15 protein-coding genes and 1 pseudogene are annotated in these 16,454 nt (G+C 73.4%); 6 read left to right on the top strand and 10 right to left on the bottom strand.

Annotated features, from left to right (window positions below; translation table 11 throughout):
- Nucleotides 1–10: 10 nt before the first annotated feature.
- Genes WBK50_RS07410 through WBK50_RS07400 form a run of 3 tightly spaced genes read left to right on the top strand, consistent with a single transcriptional unit; the run spans nt 11 to nt 2,234 of the window.
- Complete coding sequence (locus WBK50_RS07410; RefSeq protein ID WP_341334873.1) at nt 11–1,063, top strand: aromatic ring-hydroxylating dioxygenase subunit alpha; 1,053 nt, start codon at nt 11–13, stop codon at nt 1,061–1,063.
- Nucleotides 1,060–1,272 carry a hypothetical protein gene (locus WBK50_RS07405; protein WP_341334872.1) on the top strand — a complete coding sequence of 71 codons (213 nt, stop codon included), beginning with the start codon at nt 1,060–1,062 and terminating at the stop codon, nt 1,270–1,272. Before WBK50_RS07410 ends, WBK50_RS07405 begins: the two co-directional genes overlap by 4 nt.
- Before the next feature lie 11 nt (nt 1,273–1,283).
- A complete protein-coding gene (locus WBK50_RS07400; protein ID WP_341334871.1) occupies nt 1,284–2,234 on the top strand; it encodes a PDR/VanB family oxidoreductase in 951 nt (316 codons plus the stop codon).
- A gap of 96 nt (nt 2,235–2,330) precedes the next feature.
- Here WBK50_RS07400 and WBK50_RS07395 read toward each other — a convergent pair whose 3' ends face one another.
- The 4 genes from WBK50_RS07395 to thyX all read right to left on the bottom strand — a co-directional run bounded on the left by WBK50_RS07395 (nt 2,331) and on the right by thyX (nt 6,693).
- The gene (locus WBK50_RS07395; protein ID WP_445942233.1) at nt 2,331–3,959 is read right to left on the bottom strand and encodes a ribonuclease J; all 1,629 of its coding nucleotides are present in this window, start codon (nt 3,957–3,959) and stop codon (nt 2,331–2,333) included.
- Between the two features lie 207 nt (nt 3,960–4,166).
- Nucleotides 4,167–5,171, bottom strand: a complete 1,005-nt coding sequence (dapA, locus tag WBK50_RS07390) for a 4-hydroxy-tetrahydrodipicolinate synthase (RefSeq protein ID WP_341334870.1) — start codon at nt 5,169–5,171, stop codon at nt 4,167–4,169.
- On the bottom strand, nt 5,168–5,860 hold the full coding sequence (locus tag WBK50_RS07385) for a TIGR03085 family metal-binding protein (RefSeq protein WP_341334869.1): 693 nt from the start codon (nt 5,858–5,860) through the stop codon (nt 5,168–5,170). Before WBK50_RS07385 ends, dapA begins: the two co-directional genes overlap by 4 nt.
- An 80-nt stretch (nt 5,861–5,940) precedes the next feature.
- Nucleotides 5,941–6,693: an FAD-dependent thymidylate synthase gene (thyX, locus tag WBK50_RS07380; RefSeq protein ID WP_341334868.1), complete on the bottom strand. Its 753-nt coding sequence runs from the start codon at nt 6,691–6,693 to the stop codon at nt 5,941–5,943.
- Nucleotides 6,694–6,801: 108 nt separating this feature from the next.
- Between thyX and WBK50_RS07375 the strand changes: the two genes are divergently transcribed.
- Nucleotides 6,802–7,326, top strand: coding sequence for a toxin-antitoxin system HicB family antitoxin (locus WBK50_RS07375; protein ID WP_341334867.1), 525 nt, complete (start codon nt 6,802–6,804; stop codon nt 7,324–7,326).
- 5 nt (nt 7,327–7,331) lie between these two features.
- Nucleotides 7,332–8,480 (top strand): DUF4097 family beta strand repeat-containing protein, encoded by a 1,149-nt coding sequence (locus WBK50_RS07370; RefSeq protein WP_341334866.1) that lies wholly within the window; start codon nt 7,332–7,334, stop codon nt 8,478–8,480.
- Nucleotides 8,481–8,501: 21 nt separating this feature from the next.
- Here the strand turns inward: WBK50_RS07370 and WBK50_RS07365 are convergent.
- Both WBK50_RS07365 and WBK50_RS07360 read right to left on the bottom strand, forming a co-directional pair.
- Nucleotides 8,502–9,742 (bottom strand): annotated as a pseudogene (locus WBK50_RS07365) (winged helix-turn-helix domain-containing protein).
- A gap of 49 nt (nt 9,743–9,791) precedes the next feature.
- Nucleotides 9,792–10,730, bottom strand: a complete 939-nt coding sequence (locus WBK50_RS07360; protein ID WP_341334865.1) for an EamA family transporter — start codon at nt 10,728–10,730, stop codon at nt 9,792–9,794.
- Nucleotides 10,731–10,813: 83 nt separating this feature from the next.
- On the opposite strand from WBK50_RS07360, the gene WBK50_RS07355 reads away from it, so the two are divergent.
- Nucleotides 10,814–11,362: a GNAT family N-acetyltransferase gene (locus WBK50_RS07355; protein ID WP_341334864.1), complete on the top strand. Its 549-nt coding sequence runs from the start codon at nt 10,814–10,816 to the stop codon at nt 11,360–11,362.
- Nucleotides 11,363–11,391: 29 nt separating this feature from the next.
- On the opposite strand, the gene dapB is transcribed toward WBK50_RS07355, so the two are convergent.
- The 4 genes from dapB to WBK50_RS07335 form a co-directional block, all read right to left on the bottom strand.
- Nucleotides 11,392–12,150: a 4-hydroxy-tetrahydrodipicolinate reductase gene (gene dapB / locus WBK50_RS07350; RefSeq protein WP_341334863.1), complete on the bottom strand. Its 759-nt coding sequence runs from the start codon at nt 12,148–12,150 to the stop codon at nt 11,392–11,394.
- Between the two features lie 87 nt (nt 12,151–12,237).
- The gene (locus tag WBK50_RS07345; protein ID WP_341334862.1) at nt 12,238–12,714 is read right to left on the bottom strand and encodes a DUF456 domain-containing protein; all 477 of its coding nucleotides are present in this window, start codon (nt 12,712–12,714) and stop codon (nt 12,238–12,240) included.
- Between the two features lie 2 nt (nt 12,715–12,716).
- Nucleotides 12,717–14,057 (bottom strand): M16 family metallopeptidase, encoded by a 1,341-nt coding sequence (locus WBK50_RS07340; protein WP_341334861.1) that lies wholly within the window; start codon nt 14,055–14,057, stop codon nt 12,717–12,719.
- A gap of 7 nt (nt 14,058–14,064) precedes the next feature.
- Entirely contained in the window at nt 14,065–16,302 is a 2,238-nt protein-coding gene (locus tag WBK50_RS07335; protein ID WP_341334860.1) for a polyribonucleotide nucleotidyltransferase, read from the bottom strand.
- Between the last annotated feature and the right edge of the window lie 152 nt (nt 16,303–16,454).

The following is a 16,454-nucleotide window of genomic DNA, read 5'->3' as shown; positions in this document are numbered from 1 at the left end:
GGAGACGATCATGAGCGCGATCCCGCGCAACCAGTGGTACGTGGCCGCCTACGGCCGGGAGATCTCCCACGAGCTCTTCTCCCGCACCATCTGCGACGAGCCCATCCTCTTCTGGCGCACCGAGGCCGGCTCCGTGACCGCGACGTCGGACCGCTGCGTGCACCGCCGCTTCCCGCTGTCCCAGGCGCCGAGCCGGCTCGTCGGGGACCAGGTCGTCTGCGGGTACCACGGGTTCACCTACGGCGCGGACGGCAAGTGCGTCGCCGTGCCGGGGCAGACCCGGGTGCCGCGCACGGCCCGGCTGACCAGCTACCCCGTCGTCGAGCAGGACTCGTTCGTCTGGGTGTGGATCGGGGACCCGGCGCTCGCCGACGCGTCCCGTATCCCGCGGGTGCCCTACCTCGACGCGGCCGGCTGGACGACCGTCAGCGGCCGCGAGCCCCTCGCCGCGCGGTTCTCGCTGCTCGTCGACAACCTGCTCGACCTCTCGCACGAGACCTACCTGCACGGCGGCTACATCGGCACGCCCGAGGTCGCGAGCACGCCGATCACCACCGAGGTCGACGACGAGGCGGGCGTCATCTACGTCAGCCGGCACATGGACGACGCCGAGTGCCCGCCCTTCTACTCCCGGTCCACCGGCCTGGAGGGGCGGATCGCCCGCTGGCAGGACATCGAGTACACCCCGCCGTGCCTCTACAAGCTGCACAGCCGGATCGCGCCGGTCGGCTCCGTGCCGAACCCGGACGGCACCGACCCGGACGCGTTCCACGTCGAGGTCGTCTACGCGATCACACCGGAGACGGAGAACTCGACGCACGACTTCTGGGCCGTCGCGCGGGACTTCGCGCTCGACGACGCCGAGGTCTCGGCGTTCCTCGCCGAGAACAACCGGACCGTGGTGCTGCAGGACGTCGAGGCGCTCGACGTGCTGGAGAAGGTCATCGCGACCGAGCCGCAGGGCTACCAGGAGCTGTCGATCAACATCGACACCGGCGGGCTCGCGGCGCGGCGGATGCTGGCCCGGATGGCCGGTGCGCGGGACGAGGCGACGACCCGGTGATTCCCGAGGCGCCCCCTGTCCTGAACGGCGACCGCGTCTACCGCATCCACTGGGTGCTGGGGACGGACCGGCTGCGCGCGGTCTGCCACTGCTCCGCCGAGCGCGAGTTCGAGGACCCGGTGGAGCTGTGGGAGTGGCTGCTCGGGCACCCCGCCGGACACGTCCCCGCACCGGCGCCCGCACCCCCGCGCGAGCTCGCGGCCGTCTGATCGGAGGGACCATGGAGAACGAGTTCGAGCTGCGGCTCGACCGCAAGGAGACCGTGGCCGACGGTGTCGTCCGGCTGACCCTGCGCTCGCCGGACGGGGCCGACCTCCCCGAGTGGGAGCCCGGCGCGCATCTCGACCTCGCGCTGGGCGCGCTGATCAGGCAGTACTCGCTGTGCGGGGACCCGCGGGACCGCTCCGTCCTGCAGGTCGCGGTGCTGCGCGAGCCCACGGGCCGGGGCGGTTCGGCCCATGTCCACGACCTGCTCGCCGAGGGCGACGCCGTCCGGGTGCGGGGGCCGCGGAACCACTTCCGGCTCGTCGAGGCGAAGCGGTACCTGTTCCTCGCGGGCGGCATCGGGATCACACCGATCCTGCCGATGATCGCCGCCGCCGAGGAGGCCGGCGCGGAGTGGCGGCTGGTCTACGGCGGTCGGACCCGGGCGTCGATGGCGTTCGCGGGTTCCCTGGTCGCGGAGTACCCGGACCGCGTGGAGATCTGCCCGCAGGACGAGACGGGCCTCCTCGACCTCGACGGCCTGCTCGCCGAGCCCGACCCGGACGCGGCCGTCTACTGCTGCGGTCCCGAGCCGCTGCTGCTCGCCGTCGAGGAGCGGTGCGCGAGGTGGCCGGACGACGCGCTGCACGTCGAACGGTTCGCCCCGAAGGAGGGCGCGACCGACGGGCCGTCCGAGTCCTTCGAGGTGGAGCTGGCGCAGACCGGCACGGTGCTGACGGTGCCGGCGGACCGCTCGGTCCTGGAGGTGATCGAGGACTCCGGCGTGCCGGTGCTCTCGTCCTGCCAGGAGGGCACCTGCGGCACCTGCGAGACGGCGGTCCTGGCGGGCGCGGTCGACCACCGGGACTCACTGCTGACGGACGAGGAGCAGGCCGCGAACGACACAATGTTCGTCTGCGTCTCCCGGGCCGCCCCGGGCTGCCCCCGCCTCACCCTGGACCTGTAACTCCCGCGAGTCGGGGTTTCGCGACCACCGAGTCGGGGTCTTCCGTCGACGGGAGACCCCGACTCGGGAGTCGCTGGACCCCGACTCGCGGGATACCTAGACGGCGATGACCGTCGGGACGATCATCGGGCGGCGGCGGTAGGTCTCGCCGACCCACTTGCCCACGACCCGGCGCACGCTCTGCGCGATCCGGTGCGTGTCCGTGATGCCCTCGTTCTCGGTGCGGGACAGCTCGTCCTCCACCAGCGGGAGGACGGCGTCGAGCGCCTTGGGGTCGTCGGAGAAGCCGCGGCCGGAGAGCGAGGGACGGGAGACCGCGCGGCCCGTCGTCCCGTCGATCGCGACGGTGATCGAGATGAAGCCGCCCTCGCCGAGGACGAGCCGGTCCCCCAGCGTCGTCTCGCCGATGTCCCCGACCTGGTTGCCGTCGACGTACACGCGGCCGACCTCGACCTTGCCGGTGATCGCGGCCTTGCCGTCCACCAGGTCGACGACCACGCCGTCCTCGGCGATGACCACGTTCGCCTCGGCCACCCCCGTCTTGACGGCCAGCGCGGAGTTCGCCCGCAGGTGCCGCCACTCGCCGTGCACCGGCATGACGTTGCTCGGGCGCACGGCGTTGAAGAGGAACAGCAGCTCACCGGCCGGCGAGTGGCCGGACACGTGCACCTTGGCGTTCCCCTGGTGCACGACGGTCGCGCCGAGCCGGGTCAGCCCGTTGATCACCGCGAAGATCGCGGTCTCGTTGCCCGGGATGAGCGAGCTGGCCAGCACGATCGTGTCCTCGGGCCGGATGATCACGCTGCGGTGCTCGCCGTGGGCCATCCGGGACAGCGCCGAGAGCGGCTCGCCCTGGGAGCCCGTCGAGACGAGGACCAGCTGGTCGTCCGGAAGGCGCATGGCGTCGTCGAGGTCGACGAGCAGGCCGTCCGGCACGTTGAGCAGGCCGAGCTCGCCCGCGAGCGCCATGTTGCGGACCATCGACCGGCCGGCGAAGCAGACCTTGCGGCCGTGCGCCGCCGCGGCGTCGATGACCTGCTGGACGCGGTGCACGTGGCTCGCGAAGCAGGCCACGATGATCCGCGACGGCGCCTTCGCGAAGACGTCGGAGATGACCGGTCCGATGTCCCGCTCGGGGGTGACGAACCCGGGGACGTCCGCGTTGGTGGAGTCCACCAGGAACAGGTCCACGCCCTCGTCGCCGAGCCGGGAGAACCCGGCCAGGTCCGTGAGCCGGCCGTCGAGCGGGAGCTGGTCCAGCTTGATGTCACCGGTGTGCAGGACGAGGCCCGCAGGCGTGCGGATGGCGACGGCCAGCGCGTCCGGGATGGAGTGGTTGACCGCGAAGTACTCGCAGTCCCACGGCCCGTGGTTGAGCCGGTCGCCCTCCTTGACCTCGAGCAGGTGCGGGGTGAGCCGGTGCTCCTTGCACTTGGCCGCGACCAGCGCGAGCGTGAACCTCGACCCGACGACGAGCAGGTCCGGCTTCTGCCGCAGCAGGAACGGCACCGCGCCGATGTGGTCCTCGTGGCCGTGGGTGAGGACCAGGACGTCGATGTCGTCGAGACGGTCCTCGATCGCCCGGAAGTCCGGGAGGATCAGGTCGACGCCGGGCGAGTCCTCGGCGGGGAACAGCACCCCGCAGTCGACGACCATGAGCCGGTCCTCGTACTCGAAGACGGTCATGTTGCGGCCGATCTCGCCGATGCCGCCGAGCGCGAACACGCGCAGGCCGCCCCGGGCGAGGGCGGGTGGCGGACCGGCGGGGAAGCTCCGTGCGGTTGGCGTCCTCCGGGGGCGCCGGGGGGTCTGTCGATCGCGCCGCGGCGGGCGGTTTCGACGGTCGGAACGGGACGGTGGGCGGCTCAAGTGATGGCCTCGCGAAGGTAGGTGGAGTACAGCTGTCGGTGATCTTTGGGGCGGCGGCGTACCTCAGCGGTACGCGACCTCGGCCCCCAGGTCCGTAGGGGTGCGGGTGCCGAGGGCACCGTGCCCGGGGGCGACGCGGCCCGGCACGCGGTCCGGGTCCAGCGCGACGCCGGCGGCCATGAGGTCGCCCGCGATCGCGGCGACCTGCTCCTCCGTGGCGGGCGGCAGCGGCAGCCGCGGTTCGCCGACGTCCACGCCGACCAGCCCGAGCGCGGTCTTGGCGAACACGGCCCCGCCGACGCGGCCCATGGCCCGCAGCAGCGGCAGCATCGCGTAGTGCAGGTTGCGGGCGCGGTCGTGCTCGCCCGCCTCGTACGCGTCGAGCATGACCCGGAGCCGGTCCGCGACGACGTGCCCGATCACACTGACGAACCCGACCGCCCCGACGGAGAGCCACGGCAGGTTCACCGGGTCGTCCCCGGAGTAGTAGGCGAGCGTGGTCGTGGCCAGCACCTCGGTGCCGACGCGCAGGTCGTTGCGCGCGTCCTTCACCGCGAGGATCCGGGGGTGCTGGGCGAGCCGCTGCAGGGTCTCCAGCTCGATCGGGATGACGCTGCGCGGCGGGATGTCGTAGAGCATCACCGGCAGGTCCGTCGCGTCCGCGACCGCCGTGAAGTGCAGCAGCAGGCCGGACTGCGGCGGCCGCGAGTAGTACGGCGTGACGACGAGCAGCCCGTGCGCGCCCGCCTTCTCCGCCTCCCGGGCCAGGTGCACGCTGTGCCGCGTGTCGTAGGTCCCGGCGCCCGCGACGACCGTGGCCCGGTCTCCCACGGCGCTGACCACGGCCCGGACCAGCTCGGACTTCTCCTGGTCGGTGGTGGTCGGGCCCTCGCCGGTGGTGCCGTTGACGACGAGGCCGTCGTTGCCGAGGTCCACCAGATGGGTGGCGAGCTCCTCGGCCTTGGCCAGATCCAGCTCGCCCTCGGCGTCGAACGGTGTGACCATCGCGGTCAGCACCTGGCCGAACGGTCGGCCTGGGGGCCGCGGCAGCGCTGGGGTCGGGCTCATGGGTTGACGGTACCGCCCGGGCCGGCAGGCGGAGACCTGAGCCGACCGGACGGCGGAGACGCGCTACAACCCCCGCGGTGCCGCCTCGTACGCCTCGACGTCGGCGACCGGGCCTTCGACCTCGACGTTCGTCGCGTCCCGGCCGAACGCGTGCAGCACGAGCTCCCCGGCTCGCCGACGAGCGTCACCATCCCCGAGCCGGTCTTGACGACGTGCATCGCACCCTCGGGGCGCCTCAGCACGACCCCGACGGGGCTGCGCCGGAAGAGGATCTTGCCCATCCGCGTGACCAGGTTCCACAGCTCGGCGTCCCGCTCGGGGTCGGCCGGGCGGGGCTCCCAGCCGGGCTCGCCGCGGCGGACGTCCTCGTGGTGGACGAAGAACTCGGCGCCGTTCGCCACCTCGTCGACCTTCCCGATCCTGTACGGGGACCACGGCGGCGCGCCGTCGCGCAGGTCGCGGATCATCGACTCCCAGGACGTGTTCGCGTAGCCCTGCATCGCCTTCTCCGCCAGCGGGGCCAGCGCGGGGACGAGGATCCCGGGCGCGGCCCACGGCTGGCGCTCCCGGACGAGCAGGTGGGCGAGGAGATCGCGGCTGGTCCAGCCCTTGCAGAGGGTCGGCCGGTCCGGGCCGGAGGACTCGAACTCGTCGCAGAGGGCGGCACGCTCGGTGCTGGCAAGGCTCACCCGCGCAACCTAACGCCGGACGCGCTCCCGCACCGGGCGAAACCGGCGCCCGCCGACGTAGGAAGGGAGGCGCCGGGCGCTCAGCCCTCCGTCACGAAGGGGCTGCTCGCGATCTCCGTGCCGTCCTCGAGCTTCTGGATCTCGAAGTCCGTGAACACGTTGGCCACCTCGTGCTGCAGCTGGCGCAGGCACTCGATCGCCAGGGCGCGGATCTCGACGTCCGCGTGCTCGGTCGCGCGCATCCCGATGAAGTGGCGCCAGGCCCGGTAGTTGCCGGTCACGACGATCCGGGTCTCGGTGGCGTTGGGCAGGACCGCCCGCGCCGCCTGCCGCGCCTGCTTGCGCCGCAGCGTGGCGTTCGGGACGTCGGCGAAGCGCTTCTCCAGGCCCTCGAGCAGCTGCTCGTAGGCCTGGACGGACGCGTCGGCCGCCTGGAGGAACATCTCGTGCAGCTCGGGGTCGCCCGCGATGGCGTCCGGCTCGACCATCGCCGCGTTGCGCTCCGGGACGTAGCGCTGCGAGAGCTGCGAGTACGAGAAGTGTCGGTGCCGGATCAGCTCGTGGGTGAGCGAGCGGGAGATGCCCGTCAGGTAGAAGCTGACGGTGCCGTGTTCGAGCACGGACAGGTGGCCGACCTCGAGGATGTGGCGCAGGTAGCCGGCGTTCGTCGCGGTCCGCGGGTTCGGCTTGCTCCAGGACTGGTAGCAGGCGCGGCCGGCGAACTCCGCGAGCGCCTGGCCGCCGTCCGCGTCGGTCTCCCACGGCACGTCGGCCGGCGGAAGGAACTCGGTCTTCGCGACGAGCTGGACCCTGAGCGGCACGGTCTCCGGCATGGCAGGAGCGTAACCGGGCCACTCTGGGTGACGGGACCTCACCTCCGACATCACCGATGATGTCAACAAGACGTTGCGTGACGTCATCAGTGACGCCATAGTGGTGCCATGGATATCGGCCAGTACGTCACACAGTTGCGGGAGGATCTCGCCTCTGCCGCGGCCGCCGGCGACGAGCAGACCCGGCGGACCGCCGCGCTGCTCGGCGCGGCGATCGAGCCGGCCGCGCGGCTGGCGATCATGAACGCGATGTCCGACCTGGCCGCCGAGGTCACCGCCCACCTCGGGGACCGGGTCGTCGAGCTGCGGCTCGACGGCCGGGACGTCCGGGTCGCGGTCTCCGGCGAGCCCGCGGCGGCGCCCGAACACGCCCGCGCCACGCCGCCGCTCCCGCCGCAGGGCGGCGACACCGGCGACATCAGCCGGATCACGCTCCGGCTCGTCGAGCAGATCAAGGCGCAGGCCGAGCAGGCCGCGGCGTCCCAGGGGGTCTCGCTGAACTCGTGGGTGGCGCAGGCCGTGCAGGGTGCGCTGGCCGGCAAGCAGCGCCGGCACGGCGGGGACGGGCGGGGCGAGGGCGGCTCCGGCGGGGACGACGGCGGGCGACGCGTCCGCGGCTGGGTGCAGGGGTGAGCGCGATGAACGAGCACGAGTCCACCGGACCCGAGGACACGGGATCCGAGTCGTCCGGACCCGAGGACACCGGGGCGGCGGCGGCGAACCGTGGTGCGGCCGGTGACGACGCGGGGAGTGACGCGCAGGAGGCCGTCCGGCAGCAGGGCTGGGCCGCGAACGGGCCCGCCGAGATCGAGGTGGGCATCGACGTCGGGCGGGTCCGGATCGAGCTCGTCGACGGTGCGGACGAGGTCCACGTCGAGGTCCGTCACGAGCCGGACCCGGCGAACCCGTTCGCCCAGGGCGTCAGCGGGCTCCTGAACTGGCTCGGCTCCTCCGCCGGGCCGGATCTGGGCAAGGTGATCGGTCAGGCCGCGGCGTTCCGTCAGGGCGCGTTCGGCAAGGCCGGCGCCTTCGGTGAGGGCGGGCCGTTCGGCGAGGGCGGCGCCTTCCGCGAGGGCGGGGCCTTCGGGCCGGGCGCGGGCCCGGCCGACCAGGGGGCCGCGGCGGTCCGCGCCGCGGAGATCACCTGGTCCGAGCCCGCCCGGCGGCTCGTGGTCCGCTCCACCGGCGACCTCCCGCTGCGCGTGGTACCGCTGGCCGTCGTCGTGCGGGCCCCCGCCCGCTCGCGGCTGGCCGTGCGCACCGGCGCCGGCGACGTCACGGTGACCGGCACCGCGGGCTGGGCCGCCGTCCGCACGGGGTCGGGCGAGGCCCGTCTCGGCGCGGTCGAGGGCCAGGTCGAGGTGACGACCGGCTCCGGCGCGATCGAGCTCGGCGCGGTCGACGGCAAGGCGAAGATCCGCACCGGGTCCGGCCGCATCGCCGCCGCCGCCCTCGCCGCGTCGACCAGCATCAAGGCCGGCAACAGCGCGGTGCGGCTCGGCGAGGTCGCGGCCGACCTGTCCTTGCGCACCGGCTCCGGCGACGTCGAGGTGGCGGACGCGGTGTCCGGGACCTACGACCTGACCACCGGCTCCGGCGGGATCCGCATCGGCGTGCACTCCGGTGTCGTGGCCGAACTGGACCTGTCGTCCGGCTCCGGGCGGGCCCGCAGCGACCTCCACGTCGGCGCGGTCGCCCCGGCGACGGAGCCCGCGTTGCGCATCCGGGGCCGCACCGGCACGGGCGACGTGCTGGTCACCCGGGCCGCGGAGGCGACCACGGCCTGACGGTGCCCGGGGCGGCCTCGCTCACCGCAGCTCCACCGCCAGCGGCCCCGCGAGGTCGCCCCGCTCGCCCGCCACCACGCCGTCGAGCTCCAGCCACTCCGCCATCACCCGCAGCTCCGCGGCCAGCTCCGCGGGGACCCGCGCACCGTCCACCCCCGGCTCCGCGAACGCCCCCTGCACCCGCAGCACCCCGGCGGCCCGGTCCGCCTTGAGGTCCACCCGGGCGACCAGCTCGCCGTCGAGCAGGAACGGGAAGACGTAGTACCCGTACTCGCGCTTCGGTTCGGGCACGTAGATCTCGACGCGGTAGCGGAAGCCGAAGATCCGCATCGTGCGGTCCCGCTCCCAGATCAGCGGGTCGAACGGGCAGAGCAGCGCCCGGCCCTCGACCCGCCGCGGCACCTTCGCCGCGGGATCCCGGTAGGCCGGTTGGGTCCAGCCGCGGACGGTGACCGGCTCCAGCTCCCCCGCCTCGACCAGCTCCGCCACCGCCTGCCGGGTGTCCTCGGGGCCGAGCCGGTAGTAGTCCCGCAGGTCCGACAGCGTCCCGACGCCCAGCGCGGACGCCGACCGCCGGATCAGCCCGCGGGCGGCCTCGTGCCGGTCCATCGGGTGCCGGGCCAGCACCTCCGGCGGCAGGACGCGCTCGGGCAGGTCGTAGAGGCGCCGGAAGTTCACCCGGGTGCCGGTGGTGAGGGCGCCCAGGCCGAAGAGGTACTCGCAGATCCGCTTGACCTCCGAGCGTTCCCACCAGCTCACCCCGGGCGGGCGGGGCAACTCCGCGCCGAGCACGTCCTCCAGCGTTCCCGCGCCGACCGGGCCGACTCCTTGACCGCGGCCAGCACGTCCTCCACGAGCCCCGGTCGCCGTTCGGCGAGGTGCGCGTAGTTCCTCCACCAGCCCGGCCGCTTGGCGCCGGACTGCAGCAACGGCCAGTCCTCCACCGGGAGCAGGCTCGCCTCGTGCGCCCAGTACTCGACGAGCAGCCGGGGCCGCCGCGCCGAGTGCGACCACGCCGCCGCGTCCACCAGGTCCCTTCCGTACGGTCCGAGCCGGCTGAACAGCGGCATGTAGTGGGCCCGCACCGCGACGTTCACCGAGTCCAGCTGCAACAGCCGGGTGCGGGCGAGCGTGCGCTGCAGATGCCGCCGGGTGACCGGGCCCGCGGGGCGGGGCTCGGCGAAGCCCTGGGCCGCGAGCGCCGTCCGCCGGGCCACGTCCGCTCCGAGGGTTCGGGCTGGGTTCGTCCGCACGGCCGAGATGCTGCCACCGGACACCGACAGTCCCGCCGCGGACGGCCCACCGCCGGGGTCAGGCCGGGGCCGCGACCACGGGCCGGCGTTCCGCCGCGACCACCAGGAACACCGCCACCAGCACGATCGCCCCGCCCAGGATCTGTCCCGGGGAGAACCGCTCCCCCACCAGGAGCACGCCGAGCAGCACCGCGATGACCGGGTTGATGTAGGCGTAGGTCGCGACCGTGGAGACCGGGAGGACCCGCAGCGCCCACGCGTAGGCGCTGAAGCCGCCGAGGGTCGCGAGCACGGCGCCCACCCACACCCACCAGGTCCCGGCGGGGATCGTGGGAAGGTCCAGGCGGTCCCCCTTCGCGCTCCCGATGGTCAGCAGGACCGCGCCGCCGATCGTCATCTGCACCGCGGCGAGGGCGAACGGGTTCGCCGGGACCGGCAGCCTCGTCGTCGCGTAGGTGCCGGTGGCCCAGCCGAGCCCGGCGAGGACCACCAGCCACGGCCCCCACCACGCACTCCCCTGGGTGCCGCCCGATCCCGCGGACGGCGCGGCGAGCACGAGCACCGCCAGCCCGGCGAGCCCGACGACCACGCCCCCCACCGTGGCCCGGCGCGGCCGGTCCCCGCCCAGCGCGCGCAGCACCACGATGTAGAGCGGCACCACGGCGATGAGCAGCGCCGCGAGGCCGGAGGCGACCTGCGTCTGCGCGACCGCGACCAGCCCGTTGCCCCAGGCGGGCAGCAGCAGCCCGGAAAGCGCGGTCGTGGCCAGCTGCTTGCGACTCATCCGCAGGCCCTTCGGCCCCGCGAACAGGACGACCAGCACCGTGAGGCCGAGCCCGGCCGTCAGGAACCGGGTGCCGCCGGCGAGCAGCGGCGGGACGTAGGTGATGAGCAGCCGGTTGAACAGGTAGATCGATCCCCACAGGACGTAGACGACGCAGAGCGCGATCCACGCCGACCGGGTCGAGGCCGCGACGTCGACCGATCCTCTGCTCACGCGGGGGAACGTTGCCATGCCCAACCAGTCGGCGGAAGGAGTGTGGCCGGAGCCACCGGGAACCCGTCCGGTACGAATGCACCATGGCCATCGCCGCGGTCCGCCCCGCCGCCGACTCCGACGTCGACGAGATCGTCCGCATCCAGGCCGACACCTGGCGTGTCGCCTACGCCGGGATCGTGCCGCCGGAGGCCCTCGAACAGCTGCGCGGCGACCAGGCCCGTGCGGCCTGGGCGGACGCGGTGGCGGCCGGCGCAGGCTCGGGTGCCGAGTCCTACTGGGTCTTCGTCGCCGGCGAGGGCGAGTGGACCGTCGGGTTCTGCGCCGCCGCCCGCTACGCCGGCCGGGAGGACAGGGACATCGCCGAGATCAGCGCCCTGGTCGTCGAGCCGCGGTGGGCCCGGCGGGGGCACGGCGGCCGGTTGCTCGCGGCCGCCGCGGAGGCCCTGCGCGCGGCCGGGTCGGAGCGCGGCCGGGCCTGGGTCCCCGAGACGGACGCGGCGACGCGCGGCTTCTACGCCCGGGCCGGCTGGGCCCCGGACGGGGCGGTCCGGACCCTCGACACCGGTGTGCGCACGGTGCGCGAGGTGCGGTGCTCGGGGCCGCTGGACCTGGTGCTCACCGGATCCTGACGGCGGCCCGAACCCCGTCCCGCCGACGCTCAGAGGCCGAGGAGGGGCTCCAGGCCCAGGGTGAGGCCTGGGCGGTCGCGCACGGCGCGGACCGCCAGCAGCACCCCGGGCATGAACGACGCGCGGTTCATCGAGTCGTGCCGGATGGTCATGACCTCGCCCTCGCCCCCCAGGATGACCTCCTGGTGCGCGACCAGCCCGGGCATCCGGACGGAGTGCACGCGGATGCCGTCGACGTCCGCCCCGCGCGCGCCGTCGAGCTCGCTGGTCGTGGCGTCCGGGACCGGCCCCAGCCCGGCCTCGGCACGCGCCTCGGCGACGAGCGTGGCCGTCCGGGCTGCGGTGCCGGACGGCGCGTCGACCTTGCCGGCGTGGTGCAGCTCCACGATCTCGACGGACTCGAAGAACTTGGCGGCCTGCGCGGCGAACGCCATCGACAGCACCGCGCCGACCCCGAAGTTCGGGGCGACCAACACCGCCGAACCGGGCCTCTCGTCGAGCCAGCCCTGCAGCGTCGCCAGCCGCTCGGCGTCGAAACCGCTGGTGCCGACGACGGCGGCGATGCCCTGCTCGATGCAGAAGCTCAGGTTGTGCATGACGACGGCGGGCCGGGTGAAGTCGACGACGACCTGTGCGCCCGCCTCCGTCAGCGCGGACAGTGGGTCCCCGGCGCCGAGCTCGGCCACCAGCTCCAGGTCCGCGGCCGCGCGCACGGCCGCGCACGTCTCCGAGCCCATGCGGCCCTTCGCGCCCAGGACCGCAACCCGGATCGGCTCGCTCACGCTCACGCCCACCTCCACACCCGGCGCTCCCTGCGCCGCTGGCCGGACCAGCCTAGGTGGGCGCCTCGAACGGCCGCCGGGGGCGGCGGCGACTCAGCCCACGACCAGGCCCGCGACCCACGTCGCCGCCATCAGCAGGCCCGCGGCGAGCTCGATCACGATGCTCCAGCCGACGGCCCGCAGCGCGTGCCTGGTCGACGGCCAGGCCGCGCCGCGGTCCTTCGACCGTGCCAGCTCGGCGAGGTAGACGCCCAGCACGAACCCGAGGAACAGCCCGACGACCGGGACGACGAAGAACCCGACGATGCCCAGGACGCCGCCGGCCAGCAGGGTCCGGTTCGGGACGCCCGCCTCCCTGAGCGCCCGGCTCGGCAGCAGGTACTTCGCCACGGTGCCGAGCACCAGCAGGGCCGCGGCGATCCCGAGGACCCACCAGCCCACGGCGTCGCCGCGCGGGACCGCCCAGAGCGCGACGCCGGCGAGCACGAGGACCAGCCCGGGCAGCACCGCCACCACGACACCGACCAGCCCGAGGACGACGAGCAGCCCGGAGGCCACGGTGAGCAGCACCGTCAGGCCAGGTCCTGCAGCGCGCCGGGCAGCTCCGACTCGTCGTCGTACGGCCCGACCACCGCGGCCGTGAGCGGCACGTCGAGCAGTTCCGCCGCGAGCGCGGACACCTGCTCCGGTGTCACCGCGTCGATCCGCTCGAGGCTCTCGGCGACCGAGCGCTGCCGGCCGTGGTCCAGCTCGGAGCGGCCCAGGCGGTTCATCCGCGACGCCGTGTCCTCCATCCCGAGGACCAGCCCGCCGCGCATCGAGCCCTTGGCCCGGACGACCTCGGCCTCGGTCAGCCCGTCCGCCGCGACACCCGCGAGCACGTCCCGCACGACCCCGACGACCTCGCCGAGCCGTTCGGGCGCGCAGCCCGCGTAGACGCTGAGAGTGCCGGCGTCCGCGTAGGAGGCGTGCGACGAGTAGACCTGGTAGGCGAGCCCGCGCCGCTCCCGGACCTCCTGGAACAACCGCGAGCTCAGGCCTCCGCCGAGGGCGCTGTTGAGCACGGACAGCACCGTGCGCCGCGGGTCGTGCCGGTTCAGCCCCGGTACGCCGAGCATCAGATGGCTCTGCTCCGAGTCGTCGGAACGCAGAGCGAGGGCGCGGCGCGGCCTGAGCAGCCCGGAAGCCCCGGAGCGAGGCCCGACGGGGACGCCGGTCGGGAAGCGCGACGCGGCATCGGTGAGGGCCTTCGCCGCCAGGTCCGCGACGTGCGCGTGGTCGAGGTTGCCGGCGGCCGCGACGACCATCCGCGGCGTCGTGTACTCACCGCGCCAGAAGTCGAAGAGGGTGTCCCGGCTCATCCCGCGGATCGACTCCTCGGAGCCGACGATGGGCAGGCCGAGCGGGTGCTCGTCGAACAGGGTCTCGTCGAAGAGCTCGCCGAGCAGGTCCTCGGGGTCGTCGTCGCGCATGGCGATCTCCTCGAGGACGACCCCGCGCTCCAGCTCGACGTCCGTGTGCGCGAGCTCGGCGTTGGTGACGACGTCCGCGAGGACGTCCAGCGCCATCGGCATGTCCTCGTCCAGGACGTGCGCGTAGTAGCAGGTGTGCTCCTTGGCGGTGAACGCGTTCAGCTCACCGCCGACCGCGTCCATCTCCTCGGCGATCCCGGTGGCGGTACGCCGCCCGGTGCCCTTGAAGAGCAGGTGTTCCAGGTAGTGCGCGGCACCGGCCTGGTCCGGGTTCTCGTCGCGGGAGCCGATCGCGATCCAGATGCCGAGCGCGACGGACCGGACGCCCGGGACGCGCTCGGTGAGCACCCGGATGCCGCCGGGCAGGTCGGTGCGGGAAACCGCCGGGACGGCGGCACCGGATTCCGGTGCCGCCGTCCCAGTGGTGGTGCGGTGCGTCACGAAGTGATCAGGCCTCGGCCGTCTCCGGCTCCGTGGTCTCGGCGGGGGCGTCGCCCGCGGCGCCCTCCTCCTGGACCGGGATGAGGCTGATCTTGCCGCGGTTGTCGATGTCGGTGACCTCGACGCGCATCTTGTCGCCGACCTTGGCGACGTCCTCGACCTTGCCGATGCGCTTGCCGGAGCCCAGCTTCGAGATGTGGACCAGGCCGTCCTTGCCGGGGACCAGCGAGACGAACGCGCCGAAGGCGGCGGTCTTGACGACCGTGCCCAGGAACCGCTCGCCGATCTTCGGCAGCTGCGGGTTGGCGATGGCGTTGATCATGCCGATCGCCTCCTCCGCGGAGGGCCCGTCGGCGGCACCGACGTAGATGGTGCCGTCGTCCTCGATCGAGATGTCCGCGCCGGTCTTCTCGGTGATCGAGTTGATCATCTTGCCCTTCGGGCCGATGACCTCGCCGATCTTGTCGACCGGGACCTTGACCGCGGTGACCCGCGGCGCGTAGGGGCTCATCTCGTCCGGGCCGTCGATGGCCTCGCCGAGCACCTCGAGGATGGTCATCCGGGCGTCCTTGGCCTGCGACAGGGCTGCCGCGAGGACCTCCGACGGGATGCCGTCCAGCTTGGTGTCCAGCTGCAGGGCCGTGACGAACTCGGCCGTGCCGGCGACCTTGAAGTCCATGTCGCCGAACGCGTCCTCGGCGCCCAGGATGTCCGTCAGCGCGACGTACTTGGTGGTGCCGTCGACCGTGTCGGAGACGAGGCCCATCGCGATGCCCGCGACCGGCGCCTTGAGCGGCACGCCGGCGTTGAGCAGCGACATCGTGGACGCGCAGACCGAGCCCATGGACGTCGAACCGTTGGAGCCCAGCGCCTCGGACACCTGACGGATCGCGTACGGGAACTCCTCGCGCGTGGGCAGCACGGGCAGCAGGGCCCGCTCCGCCAGCGCGCCGTGGCCGATCTCGCGGCGCTTCGGCGACCCGACCCGGCCGGTCTCACCGGTCGAGTACGGCGGGAAGTTGTAGTGGTGCAGGTAGCGCTTGTGCGACTCCGGGCCGAGCGAGTCGATCTGCTGCTCCATGCGCAGCATGTTCAGCGTGGTGACACCCATGATCTGGGTCTCGCCGCGCTCGAACAGCGCCGAGCCGTGCGCCCGCGGGACGACCTCGACCTCGGCCGAGAGCGGCCGGATGTCGGTCAGGCCGCGGCCGTCGATGCGGACCTGCTCGCGCAGGATCCGCTGGCGGACCAGCTTCTTGTTCAGCGACCGGAACGCGGCGCCGAGCTCCTTCTCGCGACCCTCGAACTTCGGCCCGAGCTGCTCGAGGACGTGGAGCTTGATCTCGTCGAGCTTGGCCTCGCGCTCCTGCTTCGGGCCGATGGTCAGCGCGGCGGCCAGGTCGTCGGAGGCGGCGGCCTCGACGGCCTCGAACGCGTCCGGCTGGTAGGCCGGGTACGTCGGGTACTCGCGGACCGGCTTCGCGGCCACGTCCGCCAGCTGCTGCTGCGCGATGCACAGGCTGCGGATGAACGGCTTGGCCGCCTCCAGGCCCGCGGCCACGACGGACTCGGTCGGCGCCTGGGCACCGGCCGCGACGAGCTCGTTGGTCTCGGTCGTGGCCTCGGCCTCGACCATCATGATGGCGACGTCGTCACCGACGATGCGGCCGGCGACGACCATGTCGAACACGGCCCGCTGCAGGTCCTCGTGCTGCGGGAACGCGATCCACTGGCCGTCGATCAGGGCGACGCGGACGCCGCCGATCGGCCCGGAGAACGGGAGACCGGAGAGCTGCGTGGACGCCGACGCGGCGTTGATCGCCAGCGCGTCGTAGGGGTCCTGCGGGTCCAGCGAGAGGACCGTGACGACGATCTGGATCTCGTTGCGCAGGCCGTCGACGAACGACGGGCGCAGCGGCCGGTCGATCAGCCGGCAGGTCAGGATCGCGTCGGTACCCGGGCGACCCTCCCGGCGGAAGAACGAGCCGGGGATCTTGCCGATGGCGTACATGCGCTCTTCGACGTCCACCGTGAGCGGGAAGAAGTCGAAGTGCTCCTTGGGCTGCTTCGACGCCGTGGTGGCGGACAGCAGCATGGTCTCGTCGTCCAGGTACGCGACGACGGACCCGGCGGCCTGGCGCGCGAGGCGCCCGGTCTCGAACCGGATCGTGCGGGTCCCGAAGGAACCGTTGTCGATGACGGCGGTGCTCTCGTGCACCCCGTCGATCTCGATGGGATCGGTCATGAAGTGGAGTCTCTCCTCGGATGGGATGAGCACTGCCACCTGCCGGGCGGATCCTCCGCGGAGCCGGTCTTCGATCGAAGCCCCCGGGACCTTGCTTCTCGTCGGTTCCGGGAGCCACTACCGAGGACCGGCGGATCATGTGCCGGACGCGG

This window comes from Pseudonocardia sp. T1-2H (assembly GCF_038039215.1).
Lineage (GTDB): Bacteria > Actinomycetota > Actinomycetes > Mycobacteriales > Pseudonocardiaceae > Pseudonocardia.
This window is presented reverse-complemented; position numbering and strand designations above follow the sequence as displayed.